This window comes from Serratia sp. DFXYC6 (assembly GCF_057196085.1).
On record NZ_JBXUNV010000001.1, the window covers coordinates 1365020 to 1387204 of the forward strand.

Genomic DNA, 22185 nt, shown 5'->3' on the forward strand with positions numbered 1-22185 from the left:
TGACCCTCAGATTGGTGTGTCACTTTTAATGCAAGGTAGCGGAAGCGTTGGCTGCCGGCGCGCAGACGCTGGTTTCCGGCAGCCGGTGTTCGCGCAGCAAGTGCAGGGTTTCAATCCTGAAACGCAGCAGGTGCCGTTCGGCGATCTGCTGCATCTGTTCGCACAGCGACGTATCGTCCAACAGTTGCTCGATAGCGACTCGGGCCTGATGAACATGCAGCTCGACGCCGCGAAGAGGCTTCTGCCGCAGGCGCAGATGGGTAATGTTGTTGAACGTGACGATCAGCGCGGCAAGGGCAGACTCGAAAATATTCAGCGCTTCAAATCTGGCGGTATATTCCGCATTCAGCCAGGGCTTCTCGGCGATGATCGCCTGAGCCCCCTCCAGCGCCTGTTGATAGCGCGCCATCGCCAGGCGATCGCGCCGCTGATTGAATGCCGTATTGCCCTCAGCGATCCGTGCTTCCCAAGCGGCAAACAAGGGTAATGCGTGCAGCAGTTTCTCAGCCATGAAATGCCTTCCATTTTCAGCCTGTCTTCATCCGCCGCCTGACGCCTCTCGCCAGGGGCACTCGCGTCTTACTATTGACCAATAAATGATAATGATAATTAATTGCATTTGAGATCGCAAGCGTGGCGCATGGCTGACTGTACAAAGGGGGGAAACGCGGTAGCAGGGGAAAAAGAGGAAGCAAAATGCGGCTGACGGGCAGCCGCATTGACGGGGCACTTTAGTGCAGCATAAACCAGCCGGCGGGCAGCGTGGCCACCAGCAGCAGTAAGATGCTGCCTTTTTCCAGGCGATTCAGCAGATTGATATCCTGATGGCCGCGGCGGGCGTACATGAACACCAACAGGCCCGGCGCATACAGCAGCACCGACATCAGCAGGTGCATCAGCCCGGAAGCGTACAGCAGCCATAAACCATAGACGCAGGCGCCGGTGGCGGCGAAGATCAGGCGTTTGTCGCGGCGGCGGTAAGCCACCTTGAACAGAAACGCGCCGACCAGGAAGTAAGGCACCAGGATCATCTCTGACGCGATAGTCAACAGCGAGTTGTAGTTGCTGCCGGTCAGCCAAATCAGCACCAGCGCCAGTTGCACCGCGATGTTGGTCAGCCACAGCGAAGAGGACGGGGCGTGATGGCGGTTCTGCTTGCCGAACACGCGCGGAAACGCGCCGTGCTGCGCGGCCAGCAGCGGCACTTCCGCCGCCATGATGGTCCAGCTCAGGTAGGCGCCGCACACGGAAACGATCAGGCCGGCGGCAATGAGCACGTCTCCCCACGGGCCGATCAGTTCTACCATCAGCACCGCCATCGACGGATTGCGCATCTCTGCCAGTTCGCTGCGCGGCACCACGCCCAGCGACAGCAAGGTGACCATCAGATACACCGCCAGCGCCGACAGCACCGCCAGCATAGTGGCGCGGCCCACGTCTTTCTTATTGCGGGCGCGGGCGGAAACCACCACCGCGCCCTCCACGCCGATAAACACCCACAGGGTGATCAGCATGGTGTCCTTGACCTGTTCCCACACCGGTTTGCCGAGGGCGATACCGTTGAAATCCAGTGTGAACACGTCCATTTTAAAGGCGATCGCCGCCAGAACGGCGAACATCCCCAGCGGCAACAGCTTGGCGAGGGTGGCCGCCAGATTGATGCTGGCGGCGGTTTGCACGCCGCGCAGCACCAGCGCGTGCACGATCCACAGCAGGGCGGATTCGGCGATCAGCGCCTGCCAGGTATTGCCGTCACCGAGGATAACGTTGCCACCGCGATCGGTAAAAATGCTCAGCGCCGCGAACACGATCACCAGATACGAGACGTTGGCGATCACGGCACACAGCCAGTAACCCCAGGCGGAGCAGAAGCCCACCAGTTCGCCGAATCCTTCTTTGGCGTAGGTGAAGATGCCGCCGTCCAGATCCGGACGCAAACGCGTAAGCAACAGCATGGCGAATGCCAAAAACAGAATGCCGACGCCGGTGATCCCCCAACCCAGCAACAGCGCGGCGGGGCTGGCGACCTGCGCCATGTTTTGCGGCAGACTGAACACGCCGGCGCCCAGCATCGAGCTGAGCACCAAAGCGGTTAGCGCGGTAAGACCGAGTTTTTTTTCCAATGACGGATCCTGAACGCAGAATAAACAACTGGAAGGGAACTGCTTGGCGGCAACAATGTATTAACAACCACTGCGCGAATAGACAATAGCCCTAAAAATTGGCGCAAATTCTACGGAGGGATGATTAGAGATGCAATGATTGAATATGCGGAATTTACAAAAAACTATTCAACACGCGATGGAAAAAGCGGCAATAAAAACGGGCAGCTCAAGGGCTGCCCGATGGTAAACCTAAAAACGGGTTTTATTTGAACAGATCGGCGCTGACGGTCAGGTTGCCGCCGCTCTTGTTCTGCCACTGGCGGGTGACGTGGTAGTACTTGGCGCCTTTCTCGGCCGCGCGTTTCGCCACTTCGGTGGAGACATCGGTCATGCTGTTGAAGTGACCGGTGAAGGTGACGGAATCGAACGGCACCATCTGCGCGGCGGTCACGTTGTTCACTTCCTGGATCTTGGTGCCGTTAGGCAGCGTGACGGTATAGCGTTGGCCGGTAGAGGACTGGGTTTCGAAGAAACGGCCCACTTCGCGGCTTGGCGAACCGGAAGACGCGACGCCAGGAATTTCGACTTTCGCGGCTGCGGCGCCGCCGGCGGCCAGGGCGGCGCGGCCGGCGTCAGAATCGGCTGGAATGGCGTCCGGGCTCTGCACGCGGCGTTTCGGCGCATCGGCCTTATAGATGTAGGCGGTGACGAACTGGTTGCCGCCGGAGTTGGCGTCAACCTGGCGCACGATGAAGAACGAAGCGGCGCCTTTTTTCTTCGCTTCTTTGGAGATGGCGTCGTTGATATCCGGCTGGCTGCGGTAGAAGCCGCTGACGCTCACGGTATCGTAAGGCTCCAGCAGGTAGGCTTCCTCTTTAGGCAGTTCGTTCACGCCGTTAAATACGCGGTATTTTGGTGTTTTGCTCACTTCTGGCGCATCTTTATGATAAAGGTCTGCGGTGACGCGCCAGTTGCCGCCGTTGTTGCTGTTGTTGCTGTCCTGGATATAGAAGGAATCGGCACCCAGTTTGTCTGCACGGCGGGATACGGCGTCGACGGCTTCATTGATGGCATTGAAGCGGCCGGTAATCGTGATGCGATCAAACGGCTTCAGCGCCGCTGCTTTCTCAGGAGTTAACTCTTGCGCCGCATGAGCAGACAGCGCGGTGAGTGATAACAAGGCTGACGCGATGATCGTGGTCTTCAGCTTCATAAAAAATCCTTTCGCCTAGCGCATTAACGTTTATAACGTACTGAACTGTTTAAGTGTAATTCAGCCGTCGATTATTACATGTAATTCTGAAAACTGTCTCAGCATTTTATGTTATCCCGTGCGACAAATCGCCGATGGCGACGCGGGGCGCACGGATGGCACCGCCGTCATAAGTTTCCATAATAACGGCTTTGGTGTCATTAATGTTAATTATTCACAAAATGATAACTTTTATGCTTTTACGCCGCGCGCGGCCATAAATCGTTACGCCGGGCGTAAACCTCTTGTCACTCAGAATGTGCTGTTCTGTATGGATTTTTTCACTGTAAATTGCGATTTGTCATATCGCGCGCGGCGTTTTTATGTAAAAACAGGGATGAATGCGTAAGCAATTATGGATCATCGACCTTATTTTCAGTAGGTTATAGTTGGCGCCTGAAATCAGTGCGGGCAAGTTAACGCAACGCTCGCCGACGGCGCCGTGCTATGGGCAGGAAAATAATAAACATCATCCAAGACAGGTGAGAAGGGAACATTATGCGTATTGGTGTACCAAGAGAGCGGTTGGCCAATGAAGCCCGGGTCGCAGCCACGCCGAAAACGGTGGAACAACTGCTGAAGCTGGGTTTTACCGTCGCGATTGAACGCGGGGCGGGCAAACTGGCCAGTTTTGAAGACGTCGCTTACGAAGCCGCCGGCGCGGCGCTGGTGGACGAAAGCGAAGTGTGGCAGTCGGATCTGATCCTGAAAGTCAACGCGCCGCAAGACGACGAGATCGCCTTGATGCGCGAAGGCAGCACGCTGGTCAGCTTTATCTGGCCGGCGCAAAACCCCGAATTGATGGCCAAGCTGGCGGCGCGCAACGTCACCGCGCTGGCGATGGACTCGGTGCCGCGCATCTCGCGCGCCCAGTCGATGGACGCGCTGAGCTCGATGGCCAACATCGCCGGCTACCGCGCGATCGTCGAAGCGGCGCATGAGTTCGGCCGTTTCTTCACCGGCCAGATCACCGCCGCCGGCAAAGTGCCGCCGGCCAAGGTGATGATCATCGGCGCCGGCGTGGCCGGCCTGGCGGCGATCGGCGCCGCGGGCAGCCTCGGCGCCATCGTGCGCGCCTTCGACACCCGCCCGGAAGTGAAAGAGCAGGTGCAGAGCATGGGGGCGGAGTTCCTCGAGCTGGATTTTGAAGAGGAAGCGGGCAGCGGCGACGGCTACGCCAAAGTGATGTCCGAAGCCTTTATCAAGGCCGAGATGGCGCTGTTCGCCGCGCAGGCGGCGGAGGTTGACATCATCGTCACCACCGCGCTGATCCCGGGTAAACCGGCGCCGAAGCTGATCACCAAAGAGATGGTGGCGTCGATGAAGCCGGGCAGCGTGATCGTCGATTTGGCGGCGCAAACCGGCGGCAACTGCGAACTGACCGTGGCCGACACCATTACCGTGACCGACAACGGCGTGAAAATCATCGGCTATACCGATCTGCCGAGCCGCTTGCCGACCCAATCTTCGCAGCTGTACGGCACCAACCTGGTCAACCTGCTGAAGTTGCTGTCGAAAGAGAAAAACGGTGAGATTGACATCGATTTCGACGATACGGTGATCCGCGGCGTTACCGTGGTGCGCAGCGGTGAAATCACCTGGCCGGCGCCGCCGATCCAGGTCTCGGCCCAACCGAAAGCGGCGCCCGCCGCCGCACCGGCCGCCAAACCCGAAGCCAAACCGACCTCGCCGTGGCTGAAGTATGGCCTGATGGCCCTGGCGATCCTGCTGTTCGGCTGGCTGGCGGACGCGGCGCCGAAAGAGTTCCTGTCGCACTTTACCGTGTTCGCGCTGGCCTGCGTGGTCGGTTACTACGTGGTCTGGAACGTCAGCCACGCGCTGCATACCCCGCTGATGTCGGTTACCAACGCGATCTCAGGGATTATCGTGGTCGGTGCGCTGCTGCAAATTGGCCACGGCGGCTGGGTGAGTTTCCTCTCCTTTATCGCCGTGCTGATCGCCAGCATCAATATTTTCGGTGGGTTCACCGTCACTCAGCGCATGCTGAAGATGTTCCGCAAGAACTAAGGGGTAACAAATGTCTGGAGGATTGGTTACAGCTGCATACATTGTTGCCGCTATTTTGTTTATTTTCAGCCTGGCGGGCCTGTCGCGTCATGAAACGTCGAAGCAGGGCAACCTGTTCGGCGTCGCCGGCATGGCGATCGCGCTGATCGCCACCATCTTGGGGCCGGATTCCGGCAACGTCGGCTGGATTATCATCGCCATGATCATCGGCGGCTCGATCGGCGTCTATCTGGCCAAGAAGGTCGAGATGACCGAAATGCCGGAGCTGGTGGCGGTGCTGCACAGTTTCGTTGGCCTGGCGGCGGTGCTGGTCGGCTTCAACAGCTACCTGGATCACGGCGCGCCGATGGAGCCGGTGATGGCGAATATCCATCTGACCGAAGTGTTCCTCGGCATCTTTATCGGCGCCGTGACCTTCACCGGGTCGATCGTCGCTTTCGGCAAGCTGCGCGGCATCATTTCTTCCAAACCGCTGATGCTGCCGAATCGCCACAAGCTGAACCTGGCGGCGTTGGTGATCTCGTTCCTGTTGCTGGTGGCGTTCGTGCGCACCGACAGCGTGGGCTGGCAGGTGATAGCGCTGCTGCTGATGACGGCGATCGCGCTGGCGTTCGGCTGGCATCTGGTCGCCTCGATCGGCGGCGCCGACATGCCGGTGGTGGTGTCGATGCTCAACTCTTACTCGGGGTGGGCGGCGGCGGCTGCGGGCTTCATGCTGAGCAACGATCTGCTGATCGTCACCGGCGCGCTGGTGGGCTCTTCGGGGGCCATCCTGTCTTACATCATGTGCAAGGCGATGAACCGTTCGTTTATCAGCGTGATCGCCGGCGGTTTCGGCAGTGACGGTTCATCCACCGGCGAAGCCGAAGAGATGGGCGAATACCGTGAAACCACGGCGGAAGACGTGGCCGAGCAACTGAAGAACTCCACCTCGGTGATCATCACCCCGGGCTACGGCATGGCGGTGGCGCAGGCGCAGTATCCGGTGGCGGAAATCACCGAAAAACTGCGGGCGCGCGGCGTGAAGGTGCGTTTCGGCATTCACCCGGTCGCGGGGCGCTTGCCGGGCCACATGAACGTGCTGCTGGCGGAAGCGAAGGTGCCGTACGACGTGGTGCTGGAGATGGATGAAATCAACGACGATTTCCCGGATACCGATACCGTGCTGGTAATTGGCGCCAACGACACGGTGAACCCGGCGGCGCTGGAAGATCCGCGCAGCCCGATCGCCGGCATGCCGGTATTGGAAGTGTGGAAAGCGCAGAACGTGATCGCGTTCAAACGCTCGATGAACACCGGCTACGCCGGCGTGCAGAACCCGCTGTTCTTTAAGGAGAACACTCAGATGCTGTTCGGCGACGCCAAAGACAGCGTGGAAGCGATTCTGCGGGCGCTGCAGAAGTAGAATTGGGCAACCAAAAAAACGGGCCGCTTAGCGGCCCGTTTTTTTATGCACGAAGGTTAATCTTCGTCGTCATGCTCGTCATCTTCATCCGCTTCGATCGGGCAGTTGAAGTTTTCCGGTTTAATCACCAGCAGGTCGCATTTCAGATGATCGATCACATGTTCCGCGGTGTTGCCGATAAAGGCGGCTGAAATACCGGTACGGCCCAGGGTGCCCAGCACCACCACGCCGGCCTGCAGATGTTCGGCCAGATCGGGGATCACCTCTTCCGGCAGGCCTTTTTCCACGTGGGTGAACTCTTCCTTAATGCAGAATTTCTGCCGCAGCGCCTTCATGGCGATCAGATGCTGGCCGCGAATGGCGTCGTTGTAGACGCTCGGGTCGAAGTCGGGCAATTCGATGGCGATGTTGATCGGGGTAACGGGATAGGCGCCGACCAGATGAACCTCGGTCTGGTTGACATTTTGCGCCAGTTCGACGGTTTCTTGCACCAGTTTGATATTGAGCGGGTCGTGATAGGGTTCTTCGCTGGCCAGATTGACCGCCACCAGCGCCTTGCCGCCTTCCGGCCAGGGCTGGTCTTTCACCATCCACACCGGGCAAGGGCATTTGCGCAGCAGGTGCCAGTCGGTGGGGGTAAAGATCACCGACTCCAACCGGTCGTGCTGGTGCGCCATTTTCAGCAGCAGGTCATGTTGACCGGACAGCACTTCCTGAATGATGGCTTCGAAGGGGCGGTTATGCCAGACCACTTTGATTTCGATCGGCACGCCGTCGTTGAGATAGAAGCGGCACTGCTCGTTGATCCAGGCGGCGCGTTGGCTGATCACACCTTGCCGCATCGCCGTTCTTTCATCCGGAGAGAGCAGGGTCGTCATTTCGTAAGAGAAGTCATAGATGGGCAGGAAGGCCTTGATGCGCCCGCCGTTCCGTTTTACCAGGTACACGGCGCGGCGCAATGCCGGCTGATCGTCCTGATTGGGGTCAATAGCCACCAGAAGATTCTGATACTTCGCCATAGGGCCTCCTTACAGCTGAAATCAACAGTCTGTTAATTTACAGAGTAACCCAACATTGAAAAACAGAACAACAACGGAAGCGTGCCGGATCAACAATTTCGGTGAAATGTTGATCCGGCGGGGGGATCAGGCGTTGACGGTCACGTTGATGCGCGGCGTACCGGCCAGCACCGACAGCGCGTCGGCGTTTTCGATGGTGATGTATTTGCCTTTCACGCTGAGAATTTCGCTTTTCTGGAAGCGGCCCAGCAGACGGCTGATGGTTTCCACCGTCAGGCCGAGGTAGTTGCCGATGTCGCCGCGGGTCATGGTCAACCGGAACTCACGCGGCGAGAAGCCGCGCTCCGCAAAGCGGCGCGACAGGTTGTAAACGAACGCCGCCAGGCGCTCTTCGGCGTTTTTCTTCGACAGCAGCAGGATCATGTCCTGGTCGCCTTTGATCTCGCCGCTCATCAACCGCATGATTTGCTGACGCAGGTTCGGCATTTTGCCGGACAGATCGTCGAGGGTCTCGAACGGGATCTCGCACACCATCGAGGTTTCCAGCGCCTGAGCGAAGCTCGGGTGCTTCAGGCCGCCGATGGCGTCGAAGCCTACCAGGTCGCCCGCCAGGTGGAAGCCGGTGATCTGCTCATCACCTTGCTCGGTGATGGTGTAGCTTTTGATGGTCCCGGAACGGATCGCGTACAGCGATTTCAGCTCGTCGCCGGCCTTGAACAAGGTCTGGCCTTTCTGGATGGGCTTCTTCCTCTCGATAATGTTGTCGAGCTGGTCCAGCTCGTGAGCATTGAGGGTGAAAGGAATGCACAGCTGGCTGATGCTGCAGTCCTGGCAATGGATCGCACAACCACCAGACTGGATACGACGAATCACGCGTTTTTCCGGGATCATAGATTACGCTCATTCAATAATTGATATGAGTCAATTTTAACATCTTTTGCTGCAGCTGATAAGGGTGGCATTAGCATGAATAGGGGTATTGTGTGCGAATTTTGCGCACACATGCCGCCGATTATTCTGTATCGGACTGAAGTTATGAGTATTATTTGTGACTTATGCGTTTTATTCACACAAGTTATTAATAGTGCCCTGCGGGCACGAGCGTGGCGTTGGGCACTGTGCTTTATTAAGCAGCGCCAAACAATGGCGCTGGATAAGCCGATCGCAGCGGCTACAGCAAACTTTTCGGCAGGTAGCCTTCATGCTGCAGCAGCCACTGCTTGCGCTGTACGCCGCCGGCATAGCCGGTCAGCGCGCCCTGCGAACCGATCACTCGATGGCAGGGCACCACGATGCTGATCGGATTTGAACCGTTGGCCATGCCGACGGCGCGCGAGGCGGTCGGACGGCCGATGCGTTGCGCCAGCTGGCCGTAGGTCAGGATCTCGCCACAGGGGATTTGGCGTAGCTGTTGCCAGACGGTGCGCTGGAACTCGGTGCCGGCGGTCATCACCGGCAACCGATCGATAATGCTCAGTTCCCCGGCGAAATAGCGCTGCATGGCGTCGGTCAGCCCGCTGGGATCGCGCTGTTCGCGCAGGGTGAACCGCTCGGCGCGGTAGTGGGTGTTCAGCAGCTTCATCAGGCGCGCTTCGTGATCGGTCCAGTCGATCGCCCGCAGGCGCCCCTGTTCATCGGCAATCAGCACCAGTTCTCCCACCGGCGTGGCGGTACGATCAATCAAAAAAGTCTGCATCTGGCTCACTCCTCAGTTTAGTGTGGCGATTATCGCATGAACTGGGAGGGAGCGATGGCGGATTTCGGACATGCTGATGGGCAACCGCAGGGTTGCCCGAACAGCCGGCTTACGGTAAGGCGGGGAGTTATTGTGCGATAAATTTATAAAATAAATTTATAAGTCATCAAGACAAGTTGTGTCTTGTTTATTATTTCAGCAGGCAGTAACGCTTTGTGCTTACTTATAGCTGATAGTCACGCGCTTTAAATGGGGATCGTTATTCACCAACTCACTGCTGACGGCAGAAACTAATTCTTTTGGCATCTCTTTTAACGAAGAGGATATATACCCGTTCTGATATTCCGTCACTTTACCGAAGCAGCTGGAGATAAGCTTTTCATCCTGATGTTTGACGGTGCAGGCCGGCGTGGTAATGGCGCCGGTGAAGCGCACGACGCCGGAGGCGACCTGGCTGCCGGAAAGCGGTTTTGCTTGCAGAGCGAAGGGCAGAATGACCAATGCGCTTAATACGGCTAAGTAATGGTTCATATGCTGTTCCTTTCAGAGTAAAAACACTGCCAATTAAAAAACAAGTGCGCTTGTTTTCATCAAATAAGCTATTTCGCTTGGAGAAATAAAAACGAATGGGCAAAAATCCTACTACCCGCATTCAATGAATTTGATAATAGGGAGGTAGGATGAGTAAAACCATGATTTGGATCATAGTGAAGGCCGGTTAATGATTTCAGGCGCAGGCGGGATAACAGGCTGTGATCGTTCTCTCAGGAAAGTCGGGCAATGGCAGCCGTTTTCGCCCTCGTTGCGCGGCCGCAGCAACGGGGGCGAGAGCGGGATTACAGCATGCCGCTGCTGCCGCAGATGCGGATCTTTTCCGCCACCACTTCTTTCATCGCCAGCTTGCCGGGGACGATGTATTTGCGCGGATCGTTGGCGTCCGGGTGCTGCGAAAAGTAGCTTTTTACCGCATCGGCGAAGGCGATTTTCAGTTCGGTGGCGACGTTGACCTTGCAAACGCCGAGCGAGATCGCGCGCTTGACCATCGCTTCCGGAATGCCGGAGGCGCCGTGCAGCACCAGGGGGACGTCCACCTGTTCGCGGATCAGCGCCAGGCGCTCAAAATCCAGCTTGGGTTCGCCGTGGTACAGGCCGTGGGCGGAACCGATCGCCACCGCCAGTGAATCGATGCCGGTGGCGGCGACAAACTCGCGCGCGGCGGCCGGGTCGGTATAGAAGCTGTCCGCCGTATCGACGATCAAATCGTCTTCCTGCCCGCCCAGGCGGCCCAGCTCCGCCTCCACGCTGGCGCCGTAGCGATGGCACAGGGCCACTGCGGCGGCCACCTTGGCGATATTCTGCTCGAACGGCAAATGGGAACCGTCGATCATTACCGAGCGGATGCCGCTTTTCACCTTGTGCTCGATGTCGTCCAGCGCTTCATGATGATCCAGATGCAGCGCCAGCGGCAGATCGTAGCGGTGCGCGGCCGCCTGACAGATACCGATCAGGTAGTCGGTGCCGGCATAGCTGAAGGTGCCGGGCGTGCCGGCCATGATCACCGGCGAGCGCAACTCGGCGGCGGTCTCCGCCACCACCTGCACGGTTTCCAGATTGTGAACGTTAAACGCCGGCACGGCGTAACCCTGGCGCTGCGCCTTGAGCAGCATGTCTCGGTTGGCTATCAGATACATGGGATCTCCTTACAGCTCAGGGGAGGGAAAACGGTAAATCGTCACGCCTTTCACCACCCGGTTGACTTCACCGGTCGGGCAGGGGTTATCCGGGGTCAGCCCCAGCGCCAGCGAACTCTCGAAGGCCAGCATCTGGGTGAACAGCAGATACGGGAACAGCAGCCAGATATCGTCTGCCGCGTTGTGCATATGCAGCAGGGCATCGGACAGCGGTTGACGTTCGCCGGTCAATCCGACCAGCTGCATTGCCAGTCCGTCGCGCTGCAGTTCGTTCCACAGGTCGCGGTCATACTGACGGGCGTAGTCGTGGTGGGAGAACATCAGCACCACCAATGTCTGGCCGTCGACCATAAATTTCGGGCCATGGCGCAGGCCAAGCGGCGAGTCGTAGCGCGTAACGATGCGGCCGGCGGTCAGCTCCAGCATCTTGAGCGAAGCCTCTTCGGCGAGGCCGGTAAAGCAGCTGCCGCCGAGGGTGATATAGCGGCGGAAACCGCTGGCGGCCAGCGCCTTCACCTGCGGCTGCAGCGTTTCGCGCAGTGTGCGGCAGCGCTGCACCATGGCGTTCAACGGCACCTGGGCGGCCTCAAGCGACGTTGGGCCGAGCAGCAGCGCGGCGCTCAGCATCATGCAGCTGAAGCTGGAGGTCATGGCGAAGCTCTGATCGTTGGCGCCCTGCGGCATTACCAGCGAGCAGACGTTGCCACGCTGATGCGCGTACTGCGCCAGCCGGCTGTCCGGGTTGCACACCAGCATCAGATGATAGCTTTCCGGCAGCAATTGATCGGCCAGCTCCACTGTCGCCACGCTTTCCGGGCTGTTGCCCGAACGGGCGAAGGAGACCAGCAGCGTCGGCCGGTCAGGGTCGAGATACTGCAGCGGGTTGGCGACAATATCGGTGGTGCCGTAAGCCACCACGTCGCGGCCGGTGCGTTCGCGCAGCCAGGGGGCCAGGGCGCGGCCGGCAAATGCCGAACTGCCGGCGCCGCACAGCACGATTTGCAGGCGCGGATTGGCCAGCAGCGGCGCCAGGAACGGCTGCCACTGCGCCTGTTGATCCTGCAGTTGGCGATGCAGCGTCGCCCACAAATCCGGCTGTTGCCAAATTTCTGCGGCGGTATGCCAGGCGTTGCGCTGCTTCAGCCAATTCGTCTCGTAAGAGAAATACGCGTTCATGATGACAGCTCCTTAAAAAGCCTCGATTAACGGTCGGCGATAATCACGTCGATCCCTAAATGGTGCAGCGCCTGCAGATAGTGTTCAGGAATGCGGCTGTCGGTGACCAGGCGGTGGATCTGGCCGATGTCGCGGATCATGCAAAAGCTGGTGCGGCCGAATTTGCTGGCGTCGGCGATGGCGATCACTTCGCGCGCCACCTCGCACATCACCCGGTTCAGCTGCGCTTCGCCCGGATCCGGCGTGGTGATGCCGCTCGCGAGATCGAAGCCGTCGACGCCGAGAAAAAGCTTGTCGAACCGATACTGGCGCAGTTGTTGTTCGGCGGCGGGGCCGTACAGCGACCAGGCTTTGCGGCGCACGCTGCCGCCGACCACCATCAGGTCGATCTGCTCGTTGTTGGCCAGTTCGAAAGCGATGTTGAGCGCGTTGGTCATCACCACCAGATCCTTTTTCCCCGCCAGCTGCGGCGCCATTTGGCTGGTGGTGGAGCCGGAGTCGAGGATGACGGCGTCGCCGTCTTCAATCAGCGCCGCCGCCGCGCAGGCGATGGTGTGTTTTACGTCGCGATTGATGCGGCCCTTGTCCTGCAGCGGGCGGTCGAAGGCGAACTGTTTGTTCAACATGGCGCCGCCGTAGGCGCGCACCGCACAGCCGTGTTGTTCCAGCTGACGCAGATCGCTGCGGATGGTGACGCTGGACACCGAAAACTGCTGGCTGAGCTGCTCCACACGCACCGAGCCCTCGCGGCACAGCTGGTCGATAATTAATTCCCGGCGTTTTGCGGTATTGATCATTAATGCAGACTCCTGATTTACCTGTAGCCGTGCCCGACCGCGGCTTAATAAGCCGCAGCGATACCGACCGGAGCGCTTTCAGTTGTTCGTGGCGAATTACAGCAAACGAAACACTGAAATGCAATCGATTAATTTTAAAATATCTATATCTATCAGTTGGTTATATTTGATTTTGCTTTCGGTTGAGCGGCAACCGAAAGCGGTGTTAACGCAAAGTGAAAACGGCAAATTCGTTATTTTTCAGTCGCCAATTCCCTGCGCTTATTCATTCAGCCCATCGATGCCGAAAGCCGCAGCGATCGCTCGACAACCGCCGGGCTTTCACTGTTTTTTTTTATGCCGGCGCGCTTAAAAGCGCTGCGCCGCGCACGCCGCTGCTGTCACCGTGCACCGGCGGGAACACCGCCGCCGGCTCCATGCCAGGCAGCAGCCAGCGTCGCATCGCCGGCGGCAACAGCCGGTACAGCTCGCCGACGTTGGACAGCCCGCCGCCCAGCACGAAAGCATCGACGTCCAACAGCAGCTGTAAGCCGGCCAGCGCGCAGGCCAGGATGTCGACGTACATGGTCATCAACCGTTGTGCGAGCGCATCACCGGCACGATAGCAGGCGACCAGCGCCGGCACGTCAGCGGCCGGATGGGAGAAATGGCGGCTCAGCGCCAGCAGCCCGCTGCCGGAGACGTAGCGTTCAAAGCAGCCGGTCAGCCCGCAGTTGCAGCTGAACAGCGGCAGATCGTAACGTTGCGCCAACTGGGCCGATATCGGCATATGGCCCCATTCGCCCGCCACGCCGCTGCGCCCCTTGTGCAGTTGCCGGTTCACCACCAGGCCGCCGCCGGCACCGGTGCCGATGATGGCGCCGAACACCAGCGGCAGGTGCGCGGTTTGCGGCGTGCTGGCTTCCGACAGCGCGAAGCAGCGGCAGTCGTTCTCGATGGCGATAGGTCGCGCCAACGCCTGCGTCAGGTCATCCGCCAGGCAATGCCCGGTCAGGCAGGGCACGTTGACCGCTAACTGGCGGCGGCTGACGGGATCGGTGATCCCCGGTAAACCGATGCCGATGCTGCCGCGCGTGTGCAGTTCGCGATCCGCCTGCTCGGCCAGCCCGGCGATGCAGGCCACGAACTCGCCGTAATCGCCGGTTGGGGTGCGCACCCGCTGGAGCAGCACCTGATTGAGTCGGCGATCGTAAGCGGCCATTTCAATTTTGGTGCCGCCGATGTCGAAGCCGTAACGCATCTGTCTCATCGCCATGCTTTAGGCTCCGCTCAGGGTGACCACCGCCGCCTCGCGGCGTGCGCGTTCGGCGGCGAACACCATCAGGTGGCTCTCCAGCGCTTCCGCCGGGCCGGCCAGCACCTGGCTCGGATCGTTGGCGCGAATGGCCGCGATAAAGTGCTGCATCAGGTAGTAGTCGCCGCCGCCGTGGCCGGCCATGGCGTGCAGATCCTGGCCGGCATCGGTGTCGTAATGCGTTTCACCGTCGTCGAGGAACGAGGTGATGCGGATATGGCGACCGTCGCCCTCCAGGCAGCCGCGGCTGCCAAAGATGCGGGTGTGCCGATCTTCGTGGCGGGTAAAGGCTGTCATGGTGAATGACGCGGTGCGGCCGCCGGCGAACTGCATGTTGACCACCTGATGGTCGACCACGTTATTGTCGCAGCGGTAGACGCAGCGGCCGTAAGGCCCGTCGCGCAGCGCCGCCCGCAGCGTCGTCTGGTCGGGTTCTGGCGTCAGCACCCGCAGAAAACCGGGCGTGGCCTTGTGATTGTCGCCTAGATAGATGCGTTTGGCGGAATAGGGGCAGTTTGCCTCTACCGCGCAATCCAGGCAGTTGTCCGCCGCGCCGGCCGGTTGGTTTTCCTGGTGGAAGTGGCGCAGGTTGCCGAAGGAGCTGACCTGTTCGCAGGGCTGCTCCATCACGTAGCGGATCCAGTCGATGTCGTGGCAGGATTTCTGCAGCAGCATAAAGGCGGCCTGCCGATCGTTGCGCCAGTTTCCGCGCACGAAGGAGTGGGCCTGATGCCAGTAGCCGACCGGTTCCAAATGTTGCAGGCTGACGATATCGCCGATCGCGCCGTCGCGCAGCAGCTGCTTGAGCTTTTGGGTATAGCGGGTGTAACGCAGCACGTGGCCGACCGAGAAGATCAGCTTTTGGCGCGTCACCTCGGCGACGATGGCGCGGCACTCGTCGGCGTCCGGCGACAGCGGTTTTTCCAGCAGCATGGCGTAGCCCTGGCGGGCGAAGGCCAGCGCCGGCTCCAGATGCATCTGATCCTGGGTGCAGATCAGCACCGCGTCGGCCAGCTTGCCGGCGTCGGCGGCCAGGCGCCAGTCGGTGAAGACGTTTTCCGGCGCGATGGCATGCTGCGCCACGAACTGCTCGCGGTAGGCGTCACGTGGTTCCGCTACCGCCACCACCTGCATCAAATCGGGATGCGCCAGCGCATAGCGCGAGTAGATCTCACCGCGCGCCCCGGCGCCGACCACCAGCACCCGCACCGGGCGATGGGCAAAGCTGTTGGGTTGTGTTGACGACATTGCTGGATACTCCGCTGTTGTTATTTGAGGTTTTGGCCGCTGAGCTCGTCGAACAAATGCGCGCGCGTCAGATCGAATGCCAGATGAATGTTTTCGCCGAGGCGCGGCTCCCAATCCGGCAGCGACGCCATGCGCAGCACGAAGCGCAGATCGGCCAGTTCGCAGTGCAGCAGCTCTTCGTTGCCCATGCGCTCGATAGTGACGATCTGCGCCGGGAAACAGTTGGCGCTGCCGGGCGCGCACAGCCGCAAGGACTCCGGCCGGATGCCGAGACACACCCGCGCATGCGGGTAGTCCGCCAATTGCCGTTGCAGCGCAGGCGGCAGATCGAGCTGGTGCTGCAGGCCGATACGCAGCCGCACCGTTTGGCCGTCGCGCACGATCGCCAGATCGTGCAAATTCATCGACGGGCTGCCGATAAACTCGGCGACGAAACGGTTGGCGGGGTGGTGGTACAGGTTGATCGGTTTATCCACCTGCATGATGGCGCCGCGGTTCATCACGCAAATGCGATCGCCCATGGTCATCGCCTCGACCTGATCGTGGGTGACGTACACCATGGTGGCAGCGGCGCCTTCCTGCTTCAGCTGATTGTGCAGTTCGATCAGTTGCACGCGCATCGACACCCGCAGCTTGGCGTCGAGGTTGGACAGCGGCTCGTCAAACAGAAACACCTTGGGTTTACGCACGATGGCGCGGCCGACCGCCACCCGCTGACACTGGCCGCCAGAGAGCTGGCCCGGCTTGCGCTGCAGCAGGTTGGTGATCTCCAGCTTTTCCGCCGCGTCGCGCACCCGGCGGTCGATCTCGGCCTTGCTCTCTTTGCCGATCAGGCCGAACGCCATGTTCTTGTACACCGTCATGTGCGGGTACAGCGCATAGTTCTGGAACACCATGGCGACGCCGCGATCCTTCGGCATGCTGTCGTTGACGCAGCGATCGTGGATCAGGATCTGCCCCTCGCTGACGCTCTCCAGCCCGGCGATCATCCGCAGCAGGGTGGATTTGGCGCAGCCGGACGGGCCGACGAACACCATAAATTCCCCATCCTCAATGTCCAGATCGACGCCGTGCAGCGCGTGGAAACCGTTGGGGTACACTTTTTTAACGCTGTTTAACTGAATTCCGGCCATGTCGTTTACCTTGTCTGCGCGTTAGCCTTTCACCCCGGCGCTGGCGATGCCCTGGATGAAATAGCGTTGGAAAATAATGAACAGCATCAGCATCGGGATCACCGCCATCAGCGCCCCGGCCATCAGCAACGGGTATTCCACCCCGGCGCGGCTGGAGAGCGAGGCCAGCCCAACCGGCAGCGTCAGCTTCTCGGTGGTGGTATTGACGATCAGCGGCCACATCAGGTTGTTCCAGCTCCACAGGCCGTTGATGATGACGCAGGCGATAATGCCGGGCCGGATCAGCGGCAGCATGATGCGCCAGAAGATGGCGAAGTAGCTGTAACCGTCGATCAACGCCGCTTCCTCCATCTCCTTCGGCACCGCCAGGAAGAACTGGCGCAGCAGAAAGGTGGCGTAAACGCTGAAAATGCCCGGCAGCACCAGCCCGGTGATGCTGTTGACCAGCCCCAGCTTCTGCACCACCAGGAATTGCGGGATCAGAAACGCCTGTCCGGGCACCATCAGGATCGACACGCACACCAGAAACACCGCGTCGCGGCCGCGAAAATGCAGGCGCGAGAAGCCATAGGCGGCCAGGGTGGCGATCGCCATCTGCAGGATGACGGTGAAGAAGGTCGCCAGCAGCGAGTTGAGATAAAAACCGGCGAACGGGATTTCGTGCATCACCCGGCCGTAGGCCTGCAGGCTGGGATGCGCCGGCAGCAGCGTCAGCGGGATCTGAATGCTCTCGGCCTGGGTTTTCAGCGAGGTCACCAGCATCCAGATAAAAGGCACCACCGAGGCCAGCGCCGCCAGCCCCATAAACAGGTACACCAGCGTTTTCTTGCTTGCGTTCATGTGCAGCTCCTCAGCTGACTTTCAGGCGCTTGCCGATCGCCATTTGAATCAAGGTGATCACCAGCGTGACGGCGAACAGCACCACGGTGATGGCGGAGGCGTAACCTTTTTCCTGCAGGTAAAACGCGTACTTGTAGAACAGGTTGGTGACGGTCATCACGTCGTTCTCCACCAGTGCGCGGTCGAACATCAGGAACACCACGTCAAAGACTTGCAGGATCTCGATAAAGCTCATCACCGACACGAAGAACAGCGTCGGCACCATCATCGGCAGCGTGATGCAGAAGAAGCGCCGCAGGGTGGGGATGCCGTCGATATCCGCCGCTTCGTACAGCTGGCGCGGAATGCTCTGCAGCCCGGCCAGCAAAATGATGATCTTCAGCGCCAGCGACGACCAGATGATGATGATGGACACGCTGATGCGCACCACGTCCGGATCGGACAGCCAGGCGACCGGCGCAATGTGCAGCAGGCCCAACGCCTGATTGATCAGGCCGAAATCCTTGTTGAACAGCCATTGCCACACCATGGCCACCGCCGCGGGCATGGTGACCGCCGGCAGGAACAGCAGAGTGCGCAGCAGGCCTTTGCCGCGGATGTTCTGGTTGAGGCCAATCGCCAGCAGCAGCGACAGGCTCAGGCTGATCGGCACGCAGACCACCACGTAAAACAGAGTGTTGGCGGCGGCAGTGTAGAAGTCGTCGTCTTCAAACAGGTTGAGATAGTTATCGACGCTGATGCTGCTCCAGCGCATGAATTGGTTCAGATCGGTAAAGCTGTAGAAAATGTTCTGCAAAAAGGGGATCAGGTAAAACACCGTCACCCCCAACAGCAGCGGCAGGATCATCACCCAGCCCCAGAAGCGTTCGGCGCGTTCGAGCCGATTGAGCGCGGGGCGGGCGGTGCGCCGGGATGGTTTCAGGGTGACCGTAGCCGTTTCTGCCAGCGACATGTTGCCATTCCTCACCTATGACGTTCAGCGTGGGTCCACCGCGGCGCGCGCTCGGGGCAGCGCGCCGCGGCGGGGCGATTACTGCTCCATGACGCGCGCGATCTTCTTGACCGATTTGTCCATTTCCTGTTTGGCGTCCGCGCCCATAAAGATCTTCTTCAGGCTGGCGATCCACATGTTTTGCCACTTCGGCGTATTGGTGCCGGCGGTGGGGTAAGCCTGGGTCACTTCCAGAGTCTGGATGTAAGGCGAGACGTCGACTTTCTGAATCTGCTGCGCCCAGACTTTGGCCGCCGTCTTGTTGGCCGGGATCACCACCTTGGCCAGCTCCGCCTGTGAGGCCTCGCTGCTCATGAAGGCGATGTATTTCCAGGCGGCCTGCTTGTGGGCGCTTTTCGCCGACATGGCGAAGGCCAAACTGTGGGCCACGCCGGACTGGCGTTCAATTTTGGGCATCATCAACACGCCGATGTGGTCGTTGATCAGCGGGTTATTGGCGAACGGCGCCGCCAGCCAGGAGCCGGCATAGACCATCGCGGCGCGGTTGGACTGGAAGATGTTCTCGGTTTTGACTTCGCTCATCTGCTGGGCGCTCGGCATCAGGCCGTCTTTCATCATGCCCTGCAGTTGCTGATAGACCCAGATGGACTTGTCGTTGGCGATGTCGGTAGGCTGGCCATCCTTGGGCACGATGTGATTGCCGTTTTGGAACAGCAGGTTCATGTAGCTGTCCTGGCCGTCGATGCTGAGGTCCATCACCAGCGGGAAGGCGGCGCCTTTCAGCCCGTTTTTCAGCGCGGCGGCCTTGCTCTTCAGATCGTCCCAGCTCCAGTCGCTGGTGGGATAGCTGACGCCGGCCTGATCGAACAGTTTTTTGTTGTACCACACGGCGATGGAATCGACGTCGCGCGGGATGGCCATCTGTTGGCCGTCGTACTGATAGGCTTTCACCGAGCTGGCGACCACGTCGTCCAGTTTAAGGCCGCTGTCCTTAATATAGGGCGCCAACGGCTCCATAATGCCGTTTTTGGCGTACTGCACAAAATAAGGCATATTGATCCAGAATATATCTGGCGCTACGCCGCCGGCGGCGGCGGAATCTAATTTAACGAAATATTGCGCCGAGGGAGTTAATTCTATTTCTATTTTTATATCCGGATTGGCCTGTTCAAAGCGCTTGGCAATCTCCTGTTCGGCAGGTAATTGGTTTCTGTCCCAAACGGCATAGCGTAAAGTTATTTTGTCTGCGGCATGGAGCAGTGTGGGTAATAATAATGTGCTGGCAAGAATAGAATGCGCCAGTAGGCGGCCGGTATTTTTTATCGGTGACATTGCTTTCCCCTCGGTGAGCGACGAATAGCGTTTTTCGCAACGTAAATTCTTTCTATCCCTTAACTTTCAATGTGTCAATACACCCCCGAACGCCCAAAAATGGGGCGACAATGTTTCATTGTTGTTAAAATCGAAAGGCTTTTGCGGCCAAGTGAAAGGGGTTTCTGTTTACATCTCATTAACCTTTTAGCGGGGTTTTTCCCCGGTGGCGCGGCATTTAGCGGCCTTCGCAGGCATAGGAATAACTGATAACCCTTGCACCATAATGGGGATTAAAAATATTTTTATTGTGCAAGCTTCAGCTTCTTTCATTTTTGTGATGCAAATAAACAAAAAAATCTTGCTGGGGCTGTCCGAGGAGGGCACTTGAACGTTTTTTATTGCCGGCTATTGTTTGTGGCGATAAAAGACGCTAGCCTGAATCTCACAACATTTATTCATCCAAAATAAAGAGGGCGAAATATCATGCGCCTGTCTCTGGTATTTACGCATTGCCTGGAAAAAGTATTTCATCGCCAAAATATGCCGCCCATTGCCGTGGAAAATCGGCTGAGCGGGTTAAATAACGAGGTGCTGTCCTGGCAGGCGGTGTACTGTTTGCAAACCCCGGGCAACGAGACTCGCCATGAGCTGTGTTATCAACTCGACGGGCCGCTGGCGGAGTATATCAGCGTGCGCCAGGTGCAATCGGTGCCGAGCGGTTTTCCCTGTTATCGCGAGACCGATGAGAATTACCTGACGACCGAGCCGGGCTTATTTCCCGATCCGCTGATGCCGCTGCCGCAACGGCGTTTTTTTGCCGCCTGCCGCTATTATGGCAGCCTGTGGTTGACCCTGACGCAGCCGGCCGACGCGCAACTGGCCGGCGACTTTCCGTTGACCCTGCGGCTGCTGGATGCCCAGAGCGGCGAGGCGCTGGCCGAGGCCACACTGACGCTGCATCTGGTGCCCGCGGCGTTGCCGCCGCAAACGCTGTTGCACACCGAATGGCTGCACACCGACTGCCTGGCGGATTACTACCGTTTGGCGGTGTTCAGCCCGGCGTACTGGCGCGCGGTGCGCAACTTTGTGCGCTGCGCGGTGCAGGCTGGCGTCAATATGCTGCTGACGCCGCTGTTCACGCCGCCGCTGGATACCGCCGTTGGCGGCGAACGCACCACGGTACAGTTGGTGAGGGTGACACATTCGGCGCACGGGTATGGCTTCGACTTCAGCCGTCTGGCGCAGTGGGTGGCGTTGGCGCAGGAAGAGGGTATCGAGCACTTCGAAATCGCGCCGCTGTTTACCCAATGGGGCGCGGCGCATGCGCCGAAGATCGTGGTGGAGGAGCAGGGCGAGACGCGAACGCAGTTCGGCTGGCACACCGATGCGCAGGGCGAAGCGTATCAGCGTTTCCTACAGGCGCTGCTGCCGGCGTTGACCGCCTGGTTCCGCGAACGGGGGCTGGAACGGCAGGTATGGTTCCATGTTTCCGATGAGCCGACGTTGGACAACCTGGCGGCCTACCGGCGCGCCAGCGCCGCGCTGCGCCCGCTGCTGGATGGCTTCCGCACCTTCGATGCGCTGTCGGATTTCGCGTTTTATCAGCAAGGCCTGGTGGAAACCCCGGTCGTTGCGACCGACCACCTCGAACCTTTTATCGAACACCAGGTCCCCGGCCTGTGGGCCTATTACTGCTGCGTGCAGAAGACTGAGGTCGCCAATCGCTTCTTCGCTCAGCCTTCGGCGCGCAACCGCATATTGGGCGTGCAGCTGTATCTGTACCGCATCGCCGGCTTTCTGCACTGGGGATTCAACTTCTATAACAGCGCCCATTCGCGTGAACGCATCAATCCGTACGCGGTGACCGACAGCGGCCATGCGTTTCCCTCCGGCGATCCGTTCGTGGTCTACCCCGGTGAGGATCTGCAGCCGGTGGAGTCGCTGCGCCTGCGGGTGCTGCACCAGGGGCTGCAAGACATGCGCGCGCTGCAGCTGCTGGAGAGTTTGACCGATCGGGCGACGGTGGAAGCGCTTATAGAAAGTGAGCTGGGCATGCGCATCACCTTCAAGCGTTATCCGCACCAGGCCGGTTCGCTGCTGCGCCTGCGCGACGCGGTAAACCGCCGCATCGAAGCGTTGCTGGCGCCGATGTGAAGGCAAGTGGGGGCGAAAATGCGTCTTTCGCTCCCAATTCGCCATTACTTTGCTATACCTGATAGTCGATGGATTCACTTT

General features: G+C 59.3%; 20 protein-coding genes. 4 read left to right on the forward strand and 16 right to left on the reverse strand.

Annotation, left to right across the window (positions count from 1 at the left end):
• Nucleotides 1-25 precede the first annotated feature (25 nt).
• From AC2CGQ_RS06690 to ydgH, 3 genes are all read right to left on the reverse strand, one after another.
• The gene (locus AC2CGQ_RS06690; protein WP_015377985.1) at nt 26-511 is read right to left on the reverse strand and encodes a hypothetical protein; all 486 of its coding nucleotides are present in this window, start codon (nt 509-511) and stop codon (nt 26-28) included.
• Between the two features lie 220 nt (nt 512-731).
• A complete protein-coding gene (locus tag AC2CGQ_RS06695) occupies nt 732-2123 on the reverse strand; it encodes an amino acid permease (protein WP_015377984.1) in 1392 nt (463 codons plus the stop codon).
• A 244-nt stretch (nt 2124-2367) separates the two neighbouring features.
• Nucleotides 2368-3318 carry a DUF1471 family protein YdgH gene (ydgH, locus tag AC2CGQ_RS06700; protein WP_004938291.1) on the reverse strand — a complete coding sequence of 317 codons (951 nt, stop codon included), beginning with the start codon at nt 3316-3318 and terminating at the stop codon, nt 2368-2370.
• A 118-nt stretch (nt 3319-3436) separates the two neighbouring features.
• On the opposite strand from ydgH, the gene AC2CGQ_RS06705 reads away from it, so the two are divergent.
• From AC2CGQ_RS06705 to pntB, 3 genes are all read left to right on the forward strand, one after another.
• Entirely contained in the window at nt 3437-3706 is a 270-nt protein-coding gene (locus AC2CGQ_RS06705) for a hypothetical protein (RefSeq protein ID WP_144240700.1), read from the forward strand.
• A gap of 149 nt (nt 3707-3855) precedes the next feature.
• The gene (gene pntA / locus AC2CGQ_RS06710) at nt 3856-5385 is read left to right on the forward strand and encodes a Re/Si-specific NAD(P)(+) transhydrogenase subunit alpha (protein WP_004938288.1); all 1530 of its coding nucleotides are present in this window, start codon (nt 3856-3858) and stop codon (nt 5383-5385) included.
• 10 nt (nt 5386-5395) lie between these two features.
• A complete protein-coding gene (pntB, locus tag AC2CGQ_RS06715) occupies nt 5396-6790 on the forward strand; it encodes a Re/Si-specific NAD(P)(+) transhydrogenase subunit beta (protein ID WP_031299663.1) in 1395 nt (464 codons plus the stop codon).
• 56 nt (nt 6791-6846) lie between these two features.
• Here the strand turns inward: pntB and uspE are convergent, their stop codons facing one another.
• From uspE to AC2CGQ_RS06780, 13 genes are all read right to left on the reverse strand, one after another.
• On the reverse strand, nt 6847-7809 hold the full coding sequence (gene uspE / locus AC2CGQ_RS06720; protein ID WP_004938281.1) for a universal stress protein UspE: 963 nt from the start codon (nt 7807-7809) through the stop codon (nt 6847-6849).
• A gap of 126 nt (nt 7810-7935) precedes the next feature.
• Nucleotides 7936-8700 carry a fumarate/nitrate reduction transcriptional regulator Fnr gene (gene fnr / locus AC2CGQ_RS06725; protein WP_004938278.1) on the reverse strand — a complete coding sequence of 255 codons (765 nt, stop codon included), beginning with the start codon at nt 8698-8700 and terminating at the stop codon, nt 7936-7938.
• Nucleotides 8701-8980: 280 nt separating this feature from the next.
• Nucleotides 8981-9505: a methylated-DNA--[protein]-cysteine S-methyltransferase gene (gene ogt / locus AC2CGQ_RS06730; RefSeq protein WP_044031154.1), complete on the reverse strand. Its 525-nt coding sequence runs from the start codon at nt 9503-9505 to the stop codon at nt 8981-8983.
• Between the two features lie 219 nt (nt 9506-9724).
• A complete protein-coding gene (locus AC2CGQ_RS06735; RefSeq protein ID WP_015377982.1) occupies nt 9725-10036 on the reverse strand; it encodes a hypothetical protein in 312 nt (103 codons plus the stop codon).
• Between the two features lie 305 nt (nt 10037-10341).
• Nucleotides 10342-11196, reverse strand: a complete 855-nt coding sequence (locus tag AC2CGQ_RS06740; protein ID WP_015377981.1) for a tagatose bisphosphate family class II aldolase — start codon at nt 11194-11196, stop codon at nt 10342-10344.
• A 9-nt stretch (nt 11197-11205) separates the two neighbouring features.
• A complete protein-coding gene (locus tag AC2CGQ_RS06745) occupies nt 11206-12372 on the reverse strand; it encodes an SIS domain-containing protein (protein ID WP_380691578.1) in 1167 nt (388 codons plus the stop codon).
• A 26-nt stretch (nt 12373-12398) separates the two neighbouring features.
• Nucleotides 12399-13169: a transcriptional repressor AgaR gene (gene agaR, locus AC2CGQ_RS06750; RefSeq protein ID WP_380691576.1), complete on the reverse strand. Its 771-nt coding sequence runs from the start codon at nt 13167-13169 to the stop codon at nt 12399-12401.
• Between the two features lie 334 nt (nt 13170-13503).
• Nucleotides 13504-14409, reverse strand: a complete 906-nt coding sequence (locus AC2CGQ_RS06755; RefSeq protein ID WP_041922243.1) for an ROK family protein — start codon at nt 14407-14409, stop codon at nt 13504-13506.
• Nucleotides 14410-14427: 18 nt separating this feature from the next.
• Complete coding sequence (locus AC2CGQ_RS06760; protein ID WP_380691573.1) at nt 14428-15711, reverse strand: Gfo/Idh/MocA family protein; 1284 nt, start codon at nt 15709-15711, stop codon at nt 14428-14430.
• A 20-nt stretch (nt 15712-15731) separates the two neighbouring features.
• On the reverse strand, nt 15732-16844 hold the full coding sequence (locus tag AC2CGQ_RS06765) for an ABC transporter ATP-binding protein (protein ID WP_004938255.1): 1113 nt from the start codon (nt 16842-16844) through the stop codon (nt 15732-15734).
• Nucleotides 16845-16865: 21 nt separating this feature from the next.
• Nucleotides 16866-17684, reverse strand: coding sequence for a carbohydrate ABC transporter permease (locus AC2CGQ_RS06770; protein ID WP_380691571.1), 819 nt, complete (start codon nt 17682-17684; stop codon nt 16866-16868).
• Nucleotides 17685-17694: 10 nt separating this feature from the next.
• The gene (locus tag AC2CGQ_RS06775) at nt 17695-18636 is read right to left on the reverse strand and encodes a carbohydrate ABC transporter permease (RefSeq protein ID WP_044031158.1); all 942 of its coding nucleotides are present in this window, start codon (nt 18634-18636) and stop codon (nt 17695-17697) included.
• Between the two features lie 78 nt (nt 18637-18714).
• A complete protein-coding gene (locus AC2CGQ_RS06780) occupies nt 18715-19968 on the reverse strand; it encodes an ABC transporter substrate-binding protein (RefSeq protein ID WP_380691569.1) in 1254 nt (417 codons plus the stop codon).
• Between the two features lie 465 nt (nt 19969-20433).
• Between AC2CGQ_RS06780 and AC2CGQ_RS06785 the strand changes: the two genes are divergently transcribed.
• Nucleotides 20434-22104, forward strand: a complete 1671-nt coding sequence (locus tag AC2CGQ_RS06785) for a DUF4091 domain-containing protein (RefSeq protein WP_484593529.1) — start codon at nt 20434-20436, stop codon at nt 22102-22104.
• Nucleotides 22105-22185 lie beyond the last annotated feature (81 nt).

Excerpts from the sequence above, each read along its gene's own strand:
- AC2CGQ_RS06690 (WP_015377985.1), bottom strand. The coding sequence starts at position 511 with ATGGCTGAGAAACTGCTGCACGCATTACCCTTGTTTGCCGCTTGGGAA.
- ydgH (WP_004938291.1), bottom strand. The coding sequence starts at position 3,318 with ATGAAGCTGAAGACCACGATCATCGCGTCAGCCTTGTTATCACTCACC.
- pntA (WP_004938288.1), top strand. The coding sequence starts at position 3,856 with ATGCGTATTGGTGTACCAAGAGAGCGGTTGGCCAATGAAGCCCGGGTC.
- pntB (WP_031299663.1), top strand. The coding sequence starts at position 5,396 with ATGTCTGGAGGATTGGTTACAGCTGCATACATTGTTGCCGCTATTTTG.
- uspE (WP_004938281.1), bottom strand. The coding sequence starts at position 7,809 with ATGGCGAAGTATCAGAATCTTCTGGTGGCTATTGACCCCAATCAGGAC.
- fnr (WP_004938278.1), bottom strand. The coding sequence starts at position 8,700 with ATGATCCCGGAAAAACGCGTGATTCGTCGTATCCAGTCTGGTGGTTGT.
- ogt (WP_044031154.1), bottom strand. The coding sequence starts at position 9,505 with ATGCAGACTTTTTTGATTGATCGTACCGCCACGCCGGTGGGAGAACTG.
- AC2CGQ_RS06735 (WP_015377982.1), bottom strand. The coding sequence starts at position 10,036 with ATGAACCATTACTTAGCCGTATTAAGCGCATTGGTCATTCTGCCCTTC.
- AC2CGQ_RS06740 (WP_015377981.1), bottom strand. The coding sequence starts at position 11,196 with ATGTATCTGATAGCCAACCGAGACATGCTGCTCAAGGCGCAGCGCCAG.
- AC2CGQ_RS06745 (WP_380691578.1), bottom strand. The coding sequence starts at position 12,372 with ATGAACGCGTATTTCTCTTACGAGACGAATTGGCTGAAGCAGCGCAAC.
- agaR (WP_380691576.1), bottom strand. The coding sequence starts at position 13,169 with ATGATCAATACCGCAAAACGCCGGGAATTAATTATCGACCAGCTGTGC.
- AC2CGQ_RS06755 (WP_041922243.1), bottom strand. The coding sequence starts at position 14,409 with ATGCGTTACGGCTTCGACATCGGCGGCACCAAAATTGAAATGGCCGCT.
- AC2CGQ_RS06760 (WP_380691573.1), bottom strand. The coding sequence starts at position 15,711 with ATGTCGTCAACACAACCCAACAGCTTTGCCCATCGCCCGGTGCGGGTG.
- AC2CGQ_RS06765 (WP_004938255.1), bottom strand. The coding sequence starts at position 16,844 with ATGGCCGGAATTCAGTTAAACAGCGTTAAAAAAGTGTACCCCAACGGT.
- AC2CGQ_RS06770 (WP_380691571.1), bottom strand. The coding sequence starts at position 17,684 with ATGAACGCAAGCAAGAAAACGCTGGTGTACCTGTTTATGGGGCTGGCG.
- AC2CGQ_RS06775 (WP_044031158.1), bottom strand. The coding sequence starts at position 18,636 with ATGTCGCTGGCAGAAACGGCTACGGTCACCCTGAAACCATCCCGGCGC.
- AC2CGQ_RS06780 (WP_380691569.1), bottom strand. The coding sequence starts at position 19,968 with ATGTCACCGATAAAAAATACCGGCCGCCTACTGGCGCATTCTATTCTT.
- AC2CGQ_RS06785 (WP_484593529.1), top strand. The coding sequence starts at position 20,434 with ATGCGCCTGTCTCTGGTATTTACGCATTGCCTGGAAAAAGTATTTCAT.